We start from the raw sequence: 14,784 nt of genomic DNA, 5'->3' as shown, positions 1-14,784 counted from the left end.
TCGCCCGCGGCGCACCGCCGAACGGGTGATGTCGAGGCCTAAGAGGGCATCTGATCTAGGTAGTTGGTGTTCTGGGATGGTTTTGTGACTGGTGGCGTTGGCGGTCGTTGCACGGTGTGTGAGTACTCGTCGTCCGTACCGCAGTGATGTGTCCGATGCCCGCTGGGCTCTGATCGAGCCGGTCTTCACGGCCTGGCGGGCGAGACGGACCGGGCCGGGCACGGCAGCCCGGGTGCACGATCTGCGGGAGATCGTCAACGCGATCCTGTACGTCAACCGCACCGGCATCCCGTGGGAGTACCTGCCGCACGACTTCCCGCCGTACAAGACCGTCTACGACTACTACGCGAAGTGGGAAGCCGACGGCACCACCCGGCAGGTCCACGACCTGTTACGCGACAAGACCCGGCGGGCTCACGGCCGCAGCGCGGAGCCCACCGCGGCCGTGGTCGACGCGCAGAGCGTGAAGACCTCGGCAAACGTCGCCGAGACCAGCCAGGGCATCGACGCCGGCAAGAAGATCAAAGGACGCAAGCGGCACCTGATCACCGACACGCTCGGCCTGGTGCTCGCTGTCCTGGTCACCGCCGCGAATGCGCACGACACCACCGGCGGCAAGCTGCTGCTCGACGAGCTGGCTGCGGCACACCCCGGCGTCACCAAGGTCTGGGCCGACGGCGGTTACCAGAACAGCATCTTCAACCACGGCGCCCGGCTGGGCATCGATGTCGAGGTGGTACAGCGGCCACGGGCGAAAGGGTTCGAGCCGTTACCGAAGCGGTGGGTGATCGAGCGGACCTTCGGCTGGCTGACGCAGCACCGCCGCCTGGCACGGGACTACGAAGCCCTGCCGCAGCGATCCCAGACGATGATCCACTGGGCGATGGCTAACAAAATGTCCCGCGAACTGACCGGAGAATCCGCACCAACGTGGCGAATCGAAACGGACATCCCACTCACATCCGCGTGAACATTGATCAGATGCCCTCTAAGGCTGATTCGCACACTGCGACCAGCCACGAACCACCCGCCCCCGCCCAGCCCAGCTCCACCCCATGGCACACCCCGGAGGGTCCGACGGCACAATGGCGACCATGGCCTCGTCCCACACCTTCCAGCCGCTTCTGCACCGCATCGCCGCCGAGATCGAGAGCATGCCCGGGCGTGGTCGGCCCGCCGACTACATCCCGGCGCTCGCGGCATGCGACCCGCACCGGTTCGGCATGGCCGTCGCGGAGCTGGACGGCACGGTGCACGGAGTCGGGGACTGGCGGCAGCCGTTCTCCACACAGTCCATCTCCAAGGTCTTCACCCTCGCCCTCGACCTGGCCTGCGAGGGCGACACACTGTGGGAGCACGTCAGCCGCGAGCCCTCCGGCAACCCCTTCAACTCGCTGGTGCAGTTGGAGTACGAGAACGGCATCCCGCGCAATCCGTTCATCAACGCCGGCGCACTCGTCGTCACCGACCGCCTCCACACCCAGACCGGCGACGCGGCAGGCACCCTGCTGGAGTTCCTGCGCGCGGAGAGCGGCAACGCGGAGCTCGCCATCGACAAAGGCGTCGCCGCCTCCGAGTCCGCCCACGGCGACCGCAACGCCGCGCTCGGCCACTTCATGGCGTCGTACGGGAACATCGGGAACCCGGTCCCGGTCCTCCTCGACCAGTACTTCCGCCAGTGCTCCATCGAGGCCTCCTGCGCCGACCTCGCCCTGGCCACCGGCTTCCTCGCCCGGCACGGCATCCGCGCCGACGGCACCCGTCTGCTGACCCAGAGTCAGGCCAAACAGGTCAATGCGATCATGCTCACCTGCGGAACGTACGATGCCGCGGGCGACTTCGCCTACCGCGTGGGCCTGCCCGGCAAGAGCGGCGTCGGCGGTGGCATCATCGCCGTCGTCCCCGGCCACTGCACGCTCTGCGTATGGGGACCCGGCCTGGACGAGCGAGGCAACTCGGTGACGGGAGTGGCGGCCCTGGACCGCTTCACGACCCTCACCGGACTATCAGTGTTTTAGACCGTGTCCTACATGGTCTAAGGGCGGGGGATTCCGGCGGTCGCCCGCCGGGGTTCCTGCTTCATCGACGACTGCCCGCCCGGAGTGCTCCGTTGAGGTCTCGCACCGTCTCCACAGGCTGCTACTGCCAGTCCGGTGGCCAGAAGTTTCTTCGCGGCGTTCACGTCGCGGTCGTGGGTGATGCCCCACCGGCATGTCCAGGTACGGACATGGAGACGTGAAGTGGCGCGCGATCCTCGCGCATCAGGGCGAGGTCGCCCGCGAGCGCCCCCTGCCCGGAATCCTCGCCCGCCTCCCCGAAGAAGCCCGCCGAAAGATCATCCAGACCGAGTACTTCACATACCTGGTGCCCGGGCCCGTCCCGGGAGACCCACAACAGCTCACTATCTGACCCCCGCCCTCCTCTTTGGCCCGTTCTTCCCGATCCGAGACTGGCTTTGTTCACGAGAACCGGGTTCTGGCACAGATCTTGGGGAGTCGTCGCGGAGGGTGACGGTGTCGTTCGATTGCAGGGAAGAGTCACGAGCCCGGGGCCCGTCAGCGTTCACGCATTCTGGTCCACCACCAGCCCGCCATTGTCCACTCGATGTTGTTGGGCTCCGGCAGGGTACGGCGCTCGAATTCCTCATCGATGCGCGCGATCAGTCGGCCCAAGTCCCGTTTGGCTCCGGGAGGAAGGTGCAGCATCGCCCACTCCAGGTCATCACGGGCATCTTCTACCTCTAACCCGGGCGAATAGACCTCGGAGGCGTTCAGGTAACGTCCAGGCTGCTCAAAAGCCCACTCGAAACGAGAGAGCGCATGAGCGACCGCGTTGGGCCACATCTCCTGGTCTTCGACCCGGCGGATCGCTGCACGGGTCCGCGCGGAGACGCCATGGACCCTCAGGACCGGACACTGCCATCGTGGCCGCCACTGCTCCGCACGGACGGCTTTGGGACGCCTACGCGGCATCGCCCTTTCGGATCAACATGAGGCCATCCTTCCACGGCTGGGCACCTGCATGGATCCCTATCGCAGCAACTGTTCCTACTTCTCGGCTCTCGCGCAGGTCTTGGGGCGTCTCGGAGTGTTACTGGAGCAGGATCATCTTGCGGAGCAGTTCGAATCCGGCTCGGCCGTAGAGCTGTCGCTTGGCGATGGCGGTCCGCCGACCCGCAGATGAAGCGCCGGACCGCCAGCCGGATCACCAGGCCCTGCCCAGCGAGAGGAAGATCCTTCAGCCTGCGCTGGTAACGGTCGTGAACTTGGTCCGAGAAGCGACCGCAGTCCGGACATGCAGCCCCAGCCGTGCGGCCTCTCGCCACCGCCTCGACCGTGCCGAACGCGGCCGCAACCGCCTCTGCGTCCACCTCGGCGATCCCATCGAATGCCCGAAGTGACGGAAGCGGGCTCAGCACGAGACGGCCCCCGGACAGGGGGACTGGACGAGGGCCGTCTCGTGCGGTCCGGATCAGACCTGTGCCGCCGGGTCCTGTGTGAAGGCCGCGTGGAAGCGGCGGGTGTGGTCGACCTGGCGTTCCGGGCCGGTCAGGGTGACCGTCGCCGTCAGGCGGGGGTCGGTGCTCGACGCGGCGAGGCGGAGTTCCAGGTCCCCGGGTTCGACGACTCGGCGGCCGTCGCGGCCGGTGAAGGAGGCCACGTCGGCCGGGACCGTGACGCGGACGCGGCGGGCCTCGCCCGGCTCCAGCAGGACCTGGGTGTAGCCGACGAGGCGCTGCACCGGCTGGACGACCGAGGCGACCGGGTCGTGCAGGTAGAGCTGGACGACCTCGGTGCCGGACCGTTCGCCGGTGTTGCGGACGGTGAGGGCGAGGGTGAACTCGCCGTCCGTCGGGGCCTCACGCACGTCCACGGTGAGGTCGCTCCAGGCGAACGCCGTGTACGTCAGGCCGTGGCCGAAGCCGAACGCCGGCGTCGGGTCGATGTTGGACACCTCGCTGACCTGGGCGAGCCGTGCACCGAGGTAGGTGGTCGGCTGGGACCCCGGGCCGCGCGGCACGCTGACCGGGAGCCGTCCGGAGGGGTTGGTGCGGCCGCTGAGCACCCCGGCGATCGCCCGGGTGCCGGCGACTCCGGGGAAGAAGGACTGCACGATCGCCGCGGACTCGGCGACGGCACGGCCGAGCGCGTACGGCCGTCCGGCGAGCAGGACGGTCACCACCGGTGTGCCGGAGTCGAGCAGCGCGTCCAGCAGGTGCTGCTGGGCGCCGGGCAGGGCGAGGGACTCCGCGTCGCAACCCTCGCCGCTGGTACCGCGGCCGAACAGACCCGCGCGGTCGCCGAGTACGGCGATGACGAGGTCCGCCTCCCTGGCCGCGTCGACCGCTTCGCCGGTGCCGGACAGGTCTCCGTCGTCGACGCCGGTGCCGCGGGCGACGGTGATGTCCGCGCCGGGGAACTCGGCCGCCAGGGTGTCCCGCAGGGTGGGCAGGTCGATCCCGACCGGGACGTCCGGGTGCTGCACGCCCACGTGCTGGGGGAAGGAGTAGCAGCCCAGTACGGCAGTGGCCTCGGTCGCGTTGGGGCCGACCAGGGCGATGCGGCGGGGCCGGGCGAGCGGCAGGGTGCCGTCGTTGGTGAGCAGGACGACCGCCTTCTCGGCGATCTCGCGGGCCAGTTCCCGGTTCTCGGGCCGGTCCAGGTCGATCCTGCCGCGCAGCGCCTCGGGGTCGTCCAGGGCGACGCCCTCGAGCGCGGGCGGGACCGGGCTCCAGTCCTGGTCGAGCAGGCCGAGCATCGCCTTCTGGCCGAGGACGCGGCGCAGCGCGCGGTCGATGACCGGCTCCGGTACCCGGCCGTCGGCGACGGCCTCGGCGAGCGGTGCGCCGAACGTCTTGACGGTGGGCAGTTCGATGTCGACGCCAGCTTTCAGTGCGGCGCCCGCGGCCTCCGCCCAGTCGCCCGCGACGCCGTGCAGGGTCTTGAGGAAGGCGATGCCGAAGTAGTCGGCGACGACGGTGCCGTCGAAGCCCCAGGTGTCACGGAGCAGTCCGGTCAGCAGGTTCTCGTCGGCCGCGGCGGGGACGCCGTCGGTGTCCGTGTAGGAGTGCATCACGGAGCGGGCGCCGCCCTCGCGTATGGCCATCTCGAACGGCGGCAGCAGGACGTCGGCCCGTTCACGGGCGCCCATGGGCGAAGGGGCGAGGTTGCGTCCGGCGCGGGAGGCCGAGTAGCCGACGAAGTGCTTGAGGGTGGCGACGATCCCGGCGGACTCCAGGCCCTGGACGTACGCGGTGCCGATGGTGCCGACGAGGTAGGGGTCCTCGCCGATGGTCTCCTCCACCCGGCCCCAGCGGGCGTCGCGCACCACGTCGAGGACCGGGGCCAGACCTTGGTGGATGCCGACGGACCGCATGTCGCGGCCGATGGCGGTGGCCATCCGGCGCACCACGTCCGGGTCGAAGGTGGCGCCCCAGGACAACGGGACGGGGTAGGCGGTGGCGCCCCAGGCGGCGAAGCCGGCCAGGCACTCCTCGTGCGCGACGGCGGGAATGCCGAAGCGGTTGGCCGAGGTGATACGGGACTGGGTGCGCAGCAGGGAGAGCGCGCCGAGCGCCGGGTCGACGGGTGCGGTACCGAAGGGGCGGGTCAACTGGCCCAGTCCGGCGGGCAGAAGCGCGTCGAGGTCGACGGCCTCCTCCATGTCGTGCTGGTGCGGGGCCACTTCGCCGCCGTTGGCGGACGCGCCGACCCACACGCCGTACAGCTGGGCGATCTTCTCGTCCAGGGTCATCGCGCCGATCAGCGCGTCGACTCTGGCGGCGACGGGGCGGTCGGGGTCGTTCCAGAGGGGGATTTCGGGGGTGGTCTCTACGGCCACGTCGGCAGTCACTTTCCTCCGACGCCCATCAGACCCTGGACCAGGGCGCGACGGGCGAACAGGTAGACGAGCAGGATGGGCACCATGGACAGCACCACGGCTCCCAGCAGGCCGGGGATGTCGATGCCGTGTTCGGTCTGGAAGTTGTACAGACCCAGGGTGACCACCTTGGCGGAGTCGGACTGGGTCAGGACGAGCGGGAACAGGAAGCCGTTCCACGCCTGGAGCGCGGAGAAGACCACGATCGTGGACAGTCCGCCCCTCGACAGCGGCAGTACGAGCTGGAAGAACATGCGCCGCGGGGAGGCGCCGTCCATGGCCATGGCCTCGTACAGCTCCGGGGAGATGTCGCGCATCGCGCCGCTGAGGATGAGCGCCGACATCGGCAGGCAGAACGCGGCCGTGGGCAGGATGACGCCCAGCAGGTTGTCGTACAGCCCGGCTTCGCTGATCAGGTAGAACATCGGCACGATGACGGCCTGGGCGGGGATGGCGAGGCCGAGCAGGAACAGCCGGAAGATCGCCGACGTGGTCCGGCCGCGGCTGCGTACGATCGCGTAGGCGAGCGGCGGGACCAGCAGCAGCACGATGCCGATCACGCAGCCGGTGACGACGAGCGTGTTGAAGAAGTACTGGCCGAAGCCCGAGTCGAAGGCGCCGGTGTAGTTGTCCAGGGTGAAGCTGTCCGGGATCGAGACCGGGCCGTTCTCGGCGTAGTCCTGGCGGGTGCGCACGGTCGCGGCGAGCATCACGTACAGCGGCAGGCCTACCAGGAAGAGCCAGAAGAGCGAGCCGGCGCCGGCCAGGTAGTGGGGACGGCGCCTCATGACACACCCTCCATGGTGCTGCGCATCTTGTCGTAGCCGGAGACCCGCACGACGATCAGCGAGATGATGGTGGCCGCGACGACCAGGGCCAGGGCGATGGCGGAGCCGGCGCCGAAGTCGAAGCCCTTGAACGCCTTGTCGTACATGTAGTAGGCGCTGATGGTGGTGTCGGTGCCGGGGCCGCCCTGGGTCAGGATGAGGACCGTCTCGAAGGTGGTCAGACCGCCGACGATCATCAGGATCATCGAGGTGATCATCGAGTTGCGCAGCTGCGGCAGGGTGATGTGGAAGAACTGCCGGTAGCGGCCCGCCCCGTCGATCTCGGCCGCCTGGTAGAGCACCTGCGGGACGGCCCGGGCGGCGCCCTGATAGATCAGTGTGTGGAACGGGGTGAACTGCCAGGTGCTGACGAAGGCCAGCACCCCGATGGCGGTGGCCTGTTCACCGAACAGGTTGCCGTCGCCGAACAGCCAGGTGGCGTCGGCCGGGATGCCGAAGTTCGGGTCGAGCAGCGCCCGCCACAGCACGGAGACGGCCGTCGCGGACAGCAGCAGCGGGATGAAGTAGATGACGGACAGCACGGCCCGGTTGCGCTGGTGGCCGGCGGCCCAGACGCCGAGCACGATGCTCAGCGGCGTCTGGATGACCACGCCGAGCACGGTCAGGAGCAGGGTCAGCCAGATGCTCTCGAGCATCACCGGGTCGTCCATCAGGCGCGACCAGTTGTCCGTGCCGACGAATTGGGGCGAGCCGATCCCGTCCCAGCTCATGAAGGACAGCACCGCCACCATGATCAGCGGGACGATCGCGAAGAGGGCGAAGAACACTGCGGCGGGCAGCGCCCAGGCGAAGCCGGGGCGGCCCACCGTCGTTGCGGACGAGGCGGGCGGCCGCCGCCGGGGCCCCTTGCGGGGTCCGGCGGCGGGCGGAGCGCTCTTGGTCTGAGTGGTCATGAGCCGTTCGTCACTCGGTCGGGAGGGCCTGCATGGCCTTGATGAAGCCGTCCGCGTCGAGCTGTCCGTTGAAGAACTGCTGGATGGCCTTGTGCATGTCCGAGCTGGCCTTCTGCGGGTACGCCTGGTCCCAGGACAGCTGGAACGACGGGGCACCGGCGACCAGGTCGTACTGGAAGCGCGAGTACTCGGGGGTGCCCGAGGTGTCGATGAACTTGTCGGTGTTGGTCGTGGTCGGCAGGTTGCCGATGTCCAGCTGCGCCTTGACGAAGTCGTCGGAGTACATGAGCTTCAGGAACTCGGCGACGGCCTCGGGGTGCTCGGTCTTCTTCATCACCGAGTAGTAGTTGTTGGTGTTGCCGGCGACGTCGGCCGGGTCGCCCTTGCCGCCCTCGATGGTCGGGAAGGCGGTGTAGCCGAGGTCCTTCTCGGCGAACGCCTTGTGGTCCGTCAGCTGCTGGGAGTAGTACCAGGAGCCCATCAGCTCGAAGCCGGCCTTGCCCGAGGACACCAGCTGGACCGAGCCGCCGTTGGTGTACTTGACGGAGTCGTAGTTCTTGCCGAAGGCGCCGGCGTCGACGAGCTCCCTGATCATGCCCAGGGCCTTCTTGCTGTCCGCGCTCTCCCAGGCGCTCTTGTCGCCCCCGACGGCCTTCTCGAACAGCCCGGGGCCGGCCACGCGGTCGTAGAGGTACTGGAACCACATCTGCGTCGGCCAGACGTCGCCGCCGCCGAGCGCGATCGGCGTGACGCCCGCGTTCTTGAGCTTCCCGACCGCGTCGAGCAGTTCGTCCCAGGTCTTCGGCGGCTTGACGCCCGCCTTGTCGAGGGCCTTCTTGTTGTGGAAGAGCAGGACCGGCTGGGTGCCGCGCATCGGGATGCCGTACGGCTTGCCGTCGACGACGGCGTTGTTGAAGACGGACGGCAGGAAGTTGTCCTCCAGGCCCGGGTCCTTCTTGATGAAGTCGTCCAGCGGCATCAGCAGATCGGCCTTGACGAACGGCTTGATGCTGCCGCCGCCCCAGTTGAAGAAGACGTCCGGGGCCTGGGGGGTGCTGATGATCGTCTGAAGCTTCTTCTGGTAGTCCGCACCGGGGATGGTGTCGAGGACGACCTTGACGTCGGACGTCTTGTTGAACGTGTCGACGAGCTGCTTCTCGACCTTGTTGGTGGCGTCCCCGTAGACAAGGACATGGATCTTGCCGTCGTCCGACGACGCCCCGCCGCCCCCGTCACCGCAGGCCGAAAGGGTCAGTGCCAGGGTGAGCGTCGCACCACCGGCGACCAGTCTGGGCAAGCGCGCACGTGTCTTCATCGTTCGCCTCTCGAAAGTTTCGGCCTCATCACCGAAAGTCCATGCCGTGGGACAGTAGGTCAGACGGGAGTCTCGGTCAACGGTCGAGTCGGCACTCACTCAAACCGTTATCGACGCACGGTGTCGTACCCTGCGTTTATGCACGATGACCACGAGACGAGCGGCAGAGTCACCCTGGCCACGGTGGCGAAAGAGGCCGGCGTTTCGATGCCGACAGTTTCGAAGGTCCTCAACGGCCGATCGGACGTCTCTCGCACGACCCGAGCCAAGGTGGAACGGCTGCTGGACGTCCACGGCTACCGCCGTCGCGCCCAGCCGGCCTCCCGCTCCCCGCTCATCGAAGTCGTCTTCCACGAGCTGGAGAGCGTCTGGGCGATGGAGCTGATCCGGGGCGTGGAGAGCGTCGCCAAGGAGAACCGCGCGACGGTGGCGCTCACCGAGAGCGGCACCCGGCACACCCCCGCTCCGGAGTGGCTCCCGGGCGTGCTGCAACGCAGGCCGCTCGGCGTCGTGCTGGTCCTCTCCACCCTCCCGGAGGACATCAAACGCCAGCTCAGAGCGGCGGCCATCCCCCTCGTCGTCATCGACCCGGCGGGCGACCCCGACCCCGACGTCCCCTCGGTCGGCTCCGCGAACTGGGCCGGCGGCCTCGCCGCCACCCGCCATCTCACCGACCTCGGTCACGAGCGGGTCGCGATCATCACCGGCCCCGAGGACATGCTCTGTTCGCTCGCCCGCCTCGACGGCTACCGCTCCGCCATGGCGATGGCGGGGCTGGAGACCGACCCGCGTCTGATGCGCTTCGGCGACTTCCACGTACAGAGCGGCTTCGCACACACCATGGACCTGCTGAACGGCCCCGGCCGGCCGACGGCGATCTTCGCGGGCAGCGACCTCCAGGCACTCGGCGTCCTGGAGGCGGCCAGGGTCAGGGGCCTGCGCGTACCGGAGGACCTGTCGGTGGTGGGCTACGACGACGTACCACTGGCCCAGTGGTCGAGCCCGCCCCTCACCACGGTCCACCAGCCCCTGCGGCGCATGGCCGAGGAGGCCACCCGCATGCTCCTCCGCCCGGACGACCCCGGCACGGCGGCACAGCGCATCGAACTGGCGACCCACCTGGTGGTACGACAGAGCACGGCTCGGTTGCAGAGGGCCTGAGACACGGCCTGCGGATTCTTCGCCGCCCGTGCGCGGAGCTGCCGGGGCGCCGACTCGGCCGTGCGCCGGAACGCCGAGGGACACTCCGTGGGCGCGCCGGACGGTACGGCTGAAGTCGGCGGGGTGCCGGAACCCCCACAAGGTGACGATCTCGCCGATCGTCCGGTGCGGTGGTCGCGGGGCGGCGAAGTCGGTGCGGGTGCATTGTGGCCGACGGCGGCGCATCGCGGCGACGCCCGCACCGGCCCGGGTGGGCGGCCGGACGGCCACCAGCCGGTCGGTTCTGTCACCGGGCAGCGATACGGCGGACCGCGGCAGCCGCAGCACGGTCACGCGTGAGGGACGGCCGTGGTCCGGGAAATCGCGGTCCAGGGGATGCGACGTGTCGAAGACCGCCGCATGGAGCCCGCACCGGACACGCGCTCCTGTCCGCGAAGGGCACGGGCCGTCGCCTCCGCCCGGGCGACAGCCGCGGCGTCCGCCCTGCGGATCGGCGCTCAGGGCAGGAGTTGCTGCTCCATGGCGAAGACGGCCACCCCGGCCCTGGTTCGCCGCCCGGTCCTGTCGTAGATGTGCCCGAGGTGATGGCCCACGGTGCGGCTCGAGATGGACAGCTCCGCGCCTATTTGATGATTGGTCATCCCCCGGGCGGCCAGGCGCAGTACCTCGACCTCCCGCGCCGTGAGCCCCGCCGGACGACGGGGCCGGGAGGGCCGTCTGCCGGCTGCCCGGAGCACCAGGTCGCAGGCCGCGCGGTCCAGGGCGCCCGAGTCCGCCTCACGCGTCAGGTGTCCGACGGCTTCGTCGACGGTGAAGGCGTCCCGATGAGCCCGTGGCTCGGTCCGGCCCGCGTGGGAAGGGTGAGCCCGGTGTCGGCTGTGCCGTGGTCGAGTACTCCGGTCCCGGCACCTGAGACGGCCGGAACCTGCGTGGAGGGGCCCGGAGGGGGCAACCGATCTCCTGAGAGCCGGAGGATGCCATGACCATGACGGAGCAGCCGGTCGAGTCGGCGGGGGAGAACACCGCCTGCTGCGCGCGCCACGACAGCCGCAGTCCGGAACCCGGCGCCGAAGCACCGGAAACAGCGCGTGAGCAGGTCAATCGGCGCTGGAACGAGATCCTGCAGGAGACGCGGGTCACCCAGACGGGCGTGCAGATCCTTTTCGGATTCCTGCTCAGTGTGGCCTTCACCCCGCTGTTCAGGGAGTTGGAGACGTTCGACCGCGTCCTCTACGTCATCACCGTGGTGCTCGGCGCGTCAGCCACGGGATCACTCATAGCCCCCGTCTCCATCCACCGCTTCCTGTCCGGCCAGCGCATGAAGGACGAGCTCGTGGAGGCCGCCGGCCGCTTGATGATGTGCGGCATGGTCCTCCTCGCGCTGACCATCGGCTGCACGCTCCTGCTGATTCTCCGTGTGGTGGTTCCCGGTGTCCTCGCCGAGGTGCTCGCCGGCGGGGTCATGCTGTGGTTCGGCCTCTGCTGGTACGTGCTGCCGCTGTACCTACGACGCCGCGCCGATCGGCGCTCCCGCACCGACGACGCGTAGCGCACCCGGGCGGGGGGGCGAGCAAGCCCCCGTGACCGGAACGCTCCGACAGCGGGGGCCGGTCCGCTGACGCGCGTCGGCGGACTCGTCCACGTTTACGCCTACGCGTCGGCGCCCTTTGCCGTCGTTCGCGTCTCGCGGAGGGCGATATGCCGTCGCGGCGAGTCGGGCGTAGTGTCCCCGTATGGGTGATGTTCGGTGTGGCCGGCGTGGTGCGGCCCTGCCGAAGCCGGTCGGACACCGCAGCCGCTACCGCCGTCCAGCGCGCCCGCACGCGACGGGGCGGGCACGGCAGCACCGCCGGCGGATCACCGAGGGCGCACCGCGGGACGTGGCCGTCGTCCGGCAGAGAAGTGAGCCTTCTTCCACGGAGCGGACCGGCGGATGCCCCTGTGCCGCCGTGGTCGACGACCGGAAGCCGGCGCACTCGGCGCCACCGGCCCGGCGACGGGCCCGGGCGGGCCGGCCGCAGTGCGGGACGTGGGCGGACAGCGGTGGTGGAGCGGCCGGGATTCACTTCCGGTGGGCACGGGGTTCCCGACGGCTGCCGCTCGACGCGGCCGGGCGGGGCGCAACCGTGCCGGCCTCTTCGCTGCCGCGGGTTCGAGTGGACCGTTGATGGACGCCGCGATGGCCGCCGTGGTGCGGGAGACCGGTGCGTTCGGAGGGCTGCTGTATGTGCTGCCACCGGGCGACGACGCTTTGTGGCTGGCCATCGTGGCGGGGACACCGCATGAGTTCGTGGCCCCGTGGCGGCGGATCGCGTTGTCCGACCCGATGCCGGTGGCGGACGCCGTGCGCGAGCGGCGCCTGGTGTGGATCGGCGGTCAGGAGGAGATGGCGCGCCGTTACCCGCGGCCGGCGCTCGTGCTGCCGTACGACTTCGCGCTGGCAGCCGCCCCGGTCGCTTCCGGGACGGCCCTTCAGGGCGGGCTGGTGCTGCTGTGGCCCGGGGCCCACCCACCGCAGTTGAGCCGGCGCGCGCGTGACGCCATCGAGACGGGCTGCCGTCACCTGGGCAACCTCCTGCGGCAGGCCGCGGACCGCGGTGATCCGCTCCTGCCCTCCGCCCGGCCGCGGACCCTGCCCCCGCCGGCCGGACGCCTCCTCTCCCCCGCCGAGGCGGCAGCGATCACGGCTTTCGTCGATCGCCTGCCCGGAGGGTCCTGCGCACTGGACACGGACGGCCGCATCACCTTCATCACCCCGGCCGCCGCCGAGCTCGTCGGTGCCGATCAGGCCGAGCTGGTGGGTGCCCTGCCCTGGGAAGCGCTGCCGTGGATGGACGTCCCGCAGGTCGAGGACCGCTACCGGGCCGCGATGGTCAGCCGCCGGCCGCAGGCGTTCACGGTCCTGCGCCCCCCGGATACGTGGCTGTCCTTCGAGCTGTACCCGGACCGCTCCGGCATCAGCGTCCGCATCACCGGCGCCGACCCGTCCGAGACCGCTCCCGCATCACCGGCCGCGCCGGCCGCGGGTCCCAGCCGCGCCACTCTGCTGTACCACCTGATGCATCTGGCCTCCACCCTCACCGAGGCCGTCGGCGTGCAGGACGTGGTCGAGCAGAGTGCCGACCAGCTGCTGCCCGCTCTGGGCGCACAGGCCATGGTGCTGATGACGGCCGAGAACGGCCGCCTGAAGATCCGCGGCCACCGCGGCTACCGCGCCGACATCGTGGACCGCTTCGACGCCGTCACCCTGAGCTCGGACATCCCCGGCAGCAAGGTCCTCACCACCGGAGTCCCGGACTTCTTCGCGACCTTCGCGGAACTCCGGCACGCCTACCCGTCCACCGTGCACGAGGACGGAATGGCCTCCTGGGCCTTTCTGCCGCTGATCGCGTCCGGCCGCCCCATCGGCTCCCTCCTCCTCGCCTACAGCCGGCCTCATGCCTTCCCGCCCGGCGAGCGCGCCGTTCTCACGTCGCTGGCCGGTCTGGTCGGGCAGGCCCTGGACCGCGCCCGTCTCTACGACGCCAAACACCACCTCGTCCACCGCCTGCAGTCCGCCCTCCTGCCGCACACGCTCCCCCGCATCCCCGGTCTGAAGGTCGCCGCCCGCTATCTTCCGGCCACCCGGGGCCTGGGTATCGGCGGCGACTTCTACGACCTCATCCGTCTCGACGAGCGCACGGCCGGTGCCGCCATCGGCGACGTACAGGGACACAACGTGGACGCCGCGGCCCTCATGGGGCAGGTCCGCACCGCCGTCCACGCCCACGCCACCGTGGGCGCGTCCCCCGCCGACGTCCTGGCCGGCACCAACCGCCTGCTGACCGACCTCGACCCCGGCCTGTTCACCAGCTGCCTCTACGTCCATCTCGACCTCGCCGCCCACCGCGCGTGCCTGGCCACCGCCGGCCACCCGCCGCCGCTGCTGCGCCATGCCGACGGACGCACCCAACTCCTCCCGGTTTCACCCGGTCTCCTGCTCGGTATCGAGACGGACACCCGCTACCCGACCCTGGAATTCCCCCTGCCGCCGGGCTGTGTGCTCGCCCTCTACACCGACGGGCTCGTCGAAGCCCCCGGAACCGACATCGACGACGCCACCGCGGCCCTCGCCGGGCTGGTCGAACACGCCGACCCCGCCGACCTCGGCGCCATGGCCGACCTCCTCATCCGCCGCGCCCCCACCCCCGGCGACGACATCGCCCTGCTCCTCCTCAGCCCCGGTGAGTGAACGGAGTCCCCGCCCCGCCTCCCGCCCGAGCCCGCTCGCGCTCCTCACCGGGCGGCGGTACCGGCCCGCCCGGATGTCGTCGTCCACCCTCGGCTACGGGTCGTACCCTCCAGCACCGGGCGGGGCCACGCCTCGTCCAGGGCGTCCTCGCCGAGGGCATGGGGGCGAAGCGCCGGTGTGCCGACCGGGCCGAGGACGTGGTCACCGAGGAAGAGGGGGGACGCGTACACCGCTCCACCTGCGGCAGTTCCTCGCGTCCGGTCGCCCTAAAACGGAAGACATGTCCGGCCAGGTCGGAGCCGGAGAATGCCGAGCCCGACTCCTGCGCCCACTCGGCGACGCGCGGTGTCGAGGTCGTAGCCGTAGACCTCGCGGCGCTTTTCGGCGAGGTGGGTGCCGAGGTTTCCGCCGATCGACCCGAGGCCGATCACCAGATGCATGACGATCTCCTTTGTG

General features: G+C 70.1%; 15 protein-coding genes and 1 pseudogene. 6 read left to right on the top strand and 10 right to left on the bottom strand.

The window, feature by feature from the left end; translation table 11 throughout:
- Nucleotides 1-118: 118 nt before the first annotated feature.
- Nucleotides 119-970: an IS5 family transposase gene (locus OHB56_RS38050; RefSeq protein WP_406359295.1), complete on the top strand. Its 852-nt coding sequence runs from the start codon at nucleotides 119-121 to the stop codon at nucleotides 968-970.
- Nucleotides 971-1,085: 115 nt separating this feature from the next.
- Nucleotides 1,086-2,018, top strand: a complete 933-nt coding sequence (locus OHB56_RS38045) for a glutaminase (RefSeq protein ID WP_406358426.1) — start codon at nucleotides 1,086-1,088, stop codon at nucleotides 2,016-2,018.
- A 17-nt stretch (nucleotides 2,019-2,035) separates the two neighbouring features.
- On the opposite strand, the pseudogene OHB56_RS38040 reads toward OHB56_RS38045, so the two are convergent.
- Nucleotides 2,036-2,233 (bottom strand): annotated as a pseudogene (locus OHB56_RS38040) (RNA-guided endonuclease TnpB family protein); the annotation flags it as partial.
- A 2-nt stretch (nucleotides 2,234-2,235) separates the two neighbouring features.
- Between OHB56_RS38040 and OHB56_RS38035 the strand changes: the two are divergent.
- Complete coding sequence (locus OHB56_RS38035) at nucleotides 2,236-2,409, top strand: hypothetical protein (RefSeq protein WP_381168996.1); 174 nt, start codon at nucleotides 2,236-2,238, stop codon at nucleotides 2,407-2,409.
- A gap of 146 nt (nucleotides 2,410-2,555) precedes the next feature.
- Here the strand turns inward: OHB56_RS38035 and OHB56_RS38030 are convergent, their stop codons facing one another.
- From OHB56_RS38030 to OHB56_RS38005, 6 genes are all read right to left on the bottom strand, one after another.
- Nucleotides 2,556-2,843: a hypothetical protein gene (locus tag OHB56_RS38030; RefSeq protein ID WP_406358424.1), complete on the bottom strand. Its 288-nt coding sequence runs from the start codon at nucleotides 2,841-2,843 to the stop codon at nucleotides 2,556-2,558.
- Between the two features lie 59 nt (nucleotides 2,844-2,902).
- On the bottom strand, nucleotides 2,903-3,325 hold the full coding sequence (locus tag OHB56_RS38025; RefSeq protein WP_406359294.1) for a transposase family protein: 423 nt from the start codon (nucleotides 3,323-3,325) through the stop codon (nucleotides 2,903-2,905).
- A gap of 146 nt (nucleotides 3,326-3,471) precedes the next feature.
- Nucleotides 3,472-5,853: a glycoside hydrolase family 3 N-terminal domain-containing protein gene (locus tag OHB56_RS38020; protein WP_406358422.1), complete on the bottom strand. Its 2,382-nt coding sequence runs from the start codon at nucleotides 5,851-5,853 to the stop codon at nucleotides 3,472-3,474.
- Nucleotides 5,850-6,668 carry a carbohydrate ABC transporter permease gene (locus OHB56_RS38015; RefSeq protein WP_326756235.1) on the bottom strand — a complete coding sequence of 273 codons (819 nt, stop codon included), beginning with the start codon at nucleotides 6,666-6,668 and terminating at the stop codon, nucleotides 5,850-5,852. The genes OHB56_RS38020 and OHB56_RS38015 overlap by 4 nt, the downstream gene beginning before the upstream one ends.
- Nucleotides 6,665-7,621 (bottom strand): carbohydrate ABC transporter permease, encoded by a 957-nt coding sequence (locus OHB56_RS38010; RefSeq protein WP_406358420.1) that lies wholly within the window; start codon nucleotides 7,619-7,621, stop codon nucleotides 6,665-6,667. The genes OHB56_RS38015 and OHB56_RS38010 overlap by 4 nt, the downstream gene beginning before the upstream one ends.
- Before the next feature lie 10 nt (nucleotides 7,622-7,631).
- On the bottom strand, nucleotides 7,632-8,936 hold the full coding sequence (locus OHB56_RS38005; protein ID WP_406358418.1) for an ABC transporter substrate-binding protein: 1,305 nt from the start codon (nucleotides 8,934-8,936) through the stop codon (nucleotides 7,632-7,634).
- 138 nt (nucleotides 8,937-9,074) lie between these two features.
- Here OHB56_RS38005 and OHB56_RS38000 point away from each other — a divergent pair, with 138 nt between their 5' ends.
- Nucleotides 9,075-10,097, top strand: coding sequence for a LacI family DNA-binding transcriptional regulator (locus OHB56_RS38000; protein ID WP_406358416.1), 1,023 nt, complete (start codon nucleotides 9,075-9,077; stop codon nucleotides 10,095-10,097).
- A 497-nt stretch (nucleotides 10,098-10,594) separates the two neighbouring features.
- Here OHB56_RS38000 and OHB56_RS37995 read toward each other — a convergent pair whose 3' ends face one another.
- Nucleotides 10,595-10,834 carry a response regulator transcription factor gene (locus OHB56_RS37995; protein ID WP_406358414.1) on the bottom strand — a complete coding sequence of 80 codons (240 nt, stop codon included), beginning with the start codon at nucleotides 10,832-10,834 and terminating at the stop codon, nucleotides 10,595-10,597.
- Between the two features lie 242 nt (nucleotides 10,835-11,076).
- On the opposite strand from OHB56_RS37995, the gene OHB56_RS37990 reads away from it, so the two are divergent.
- Entirely contained in the window at nucleotides 11,077-11,646 is a 570-nt protein-coding gene (locus OHB56_RS37990) for a DUF6328 family protein (protein ID WP_326756231.1), read from the top strand.
- A gap of 618 nt (nucleotides 11,647-12,264) precedes the next feature.
- Complete coding sequence (locus OHB56_RS37985) at nucleotides 12,265-14,328, top strand: SpoIIE family protein phosphatase (RefSeq protein ID WP_406358412.1); 2,064 nt, start codon at nucleotides 12,265-12,267, stop codon at nucleotides 14,326-14,328.
- A gap of 44 nt (nucleotides 14,329-14,372) precedes the next feature.
- Here OHB56_RS37985 and OHB56_RS37980 read toward each other — a convergent pair whose 3' ends face one another.
- Together OHB56_RS37980 and OHB56_RS37975 are read right to left on the bottom strand one after the other, a co-directional pair.
- The gene (locus OHB56_RS37980) at nucleotides 14,373-14,558 is read right to left on the bottom strand and encodes a hypothetical protein (RefSeq protein ID WP_406358410.1); all 186 of its coding nucleotides are present in this window, start codon (nucleotides 14,556-14,558) and stop codon (nucleotides 14,373-14,375) included.
- A 36-nt stretch (nucleotides 14,559-14,594) separates the two neighbouring features.
- Nucleotides 14,595-14,768 carry a hypothetical protein gene (locus OHB56_RS37975; RefSeq protein WP_406358408.1) on the bottom strand — a complete coding sequence of 58 codons (174 nt, stop codon included), beginning with the start codon at nucleotides 14,766-14,768 and terminating at the stop codon, nucleotides 14,595-14,597.
- Nucleotides 14,769-14,784: the final 16 nt, after the last annotated feature.

Source organism: Streptomyces sp. NBC_01635 (genome assembly GCF_045209715.1).
In the GTDB taxonomy this organism is placed as follows: domain Bacteria; phylum Actinomycetota; class Actinomycetes; order Streptomycetales; family Streptomycetaceae; genus Streptomyces; species Streptomyces hirsutus.
This window is presented reverse-complemented; position numbering and strand designations above follow the sequence as displayed.

Bases quoted from the DNA above. Each gene is read 5' to 3' on its own strand.
- OHB56_RS38000 (WP_406358416.1), top strand. From the start codon at position 9,075: ATGCACGATGACCACGAGACGAGCGGCAGAGTCACCCTGGCCACGGTG.
- OHB56_RS37990 (WP_326756231.1), top strand. From the start codon at position 11,077: ATGACCATGACGGAGCAGCCGGTCGAGTCGGCGGGGGAGAACACCGCC.
- OHB56_RS38005 (WP_406358418.1), bottom strand. From the start codon at position 8,936: ATGAAGACACGTGCGCGCTTGCCCAGACTGGTCGCCGGTGGTGCGACG.
- OHB56_RS38015 (WP_326756235.1), bottom strand. From the start codon at position 6,668: ATGAGGCGCCGTCCCCACTACCTGGCCGGCGCCGGCTCGCTCTTCTGG.
- OHB56_RS38010 (WP_406358420.1), bottom strand. From the start codon at position 7,621: ATGACCACTCAGACCAAGAGCGCTCCGCCCGCCGCCGGACCCCGCAAG.
- OHB56_RS38045 (WP_406358426.1), top strand. From the start codon at position 1,086: ATGGCGACCATGGCCTCGTCCCACACCTTCCAGCCGCTTCTGCACCGC.
- OHB56_RS37985 (WP_406358412.1), top strand. From the start codon at position 12,265: ATGGACGCCGCGATGGCCGCCGTGGTGCGGGAGACCGGTGCGTTCGGA.
- OHB56_RS38030 (WP_406358424.1), bottom strand. From the start codon at position 2,843: ATGTGGCCCAACGCGGTCGCTCATGCGCTCTCTCGTTTCGAGTGGGCT.
- OHB56_RS37975 (WP_406358408.1), bottom strand. From the start codon at position 14,768: ATGCATCTGGTGATCGGCCTCGGGTCGATCGGCGGAAACCTCGGCACC.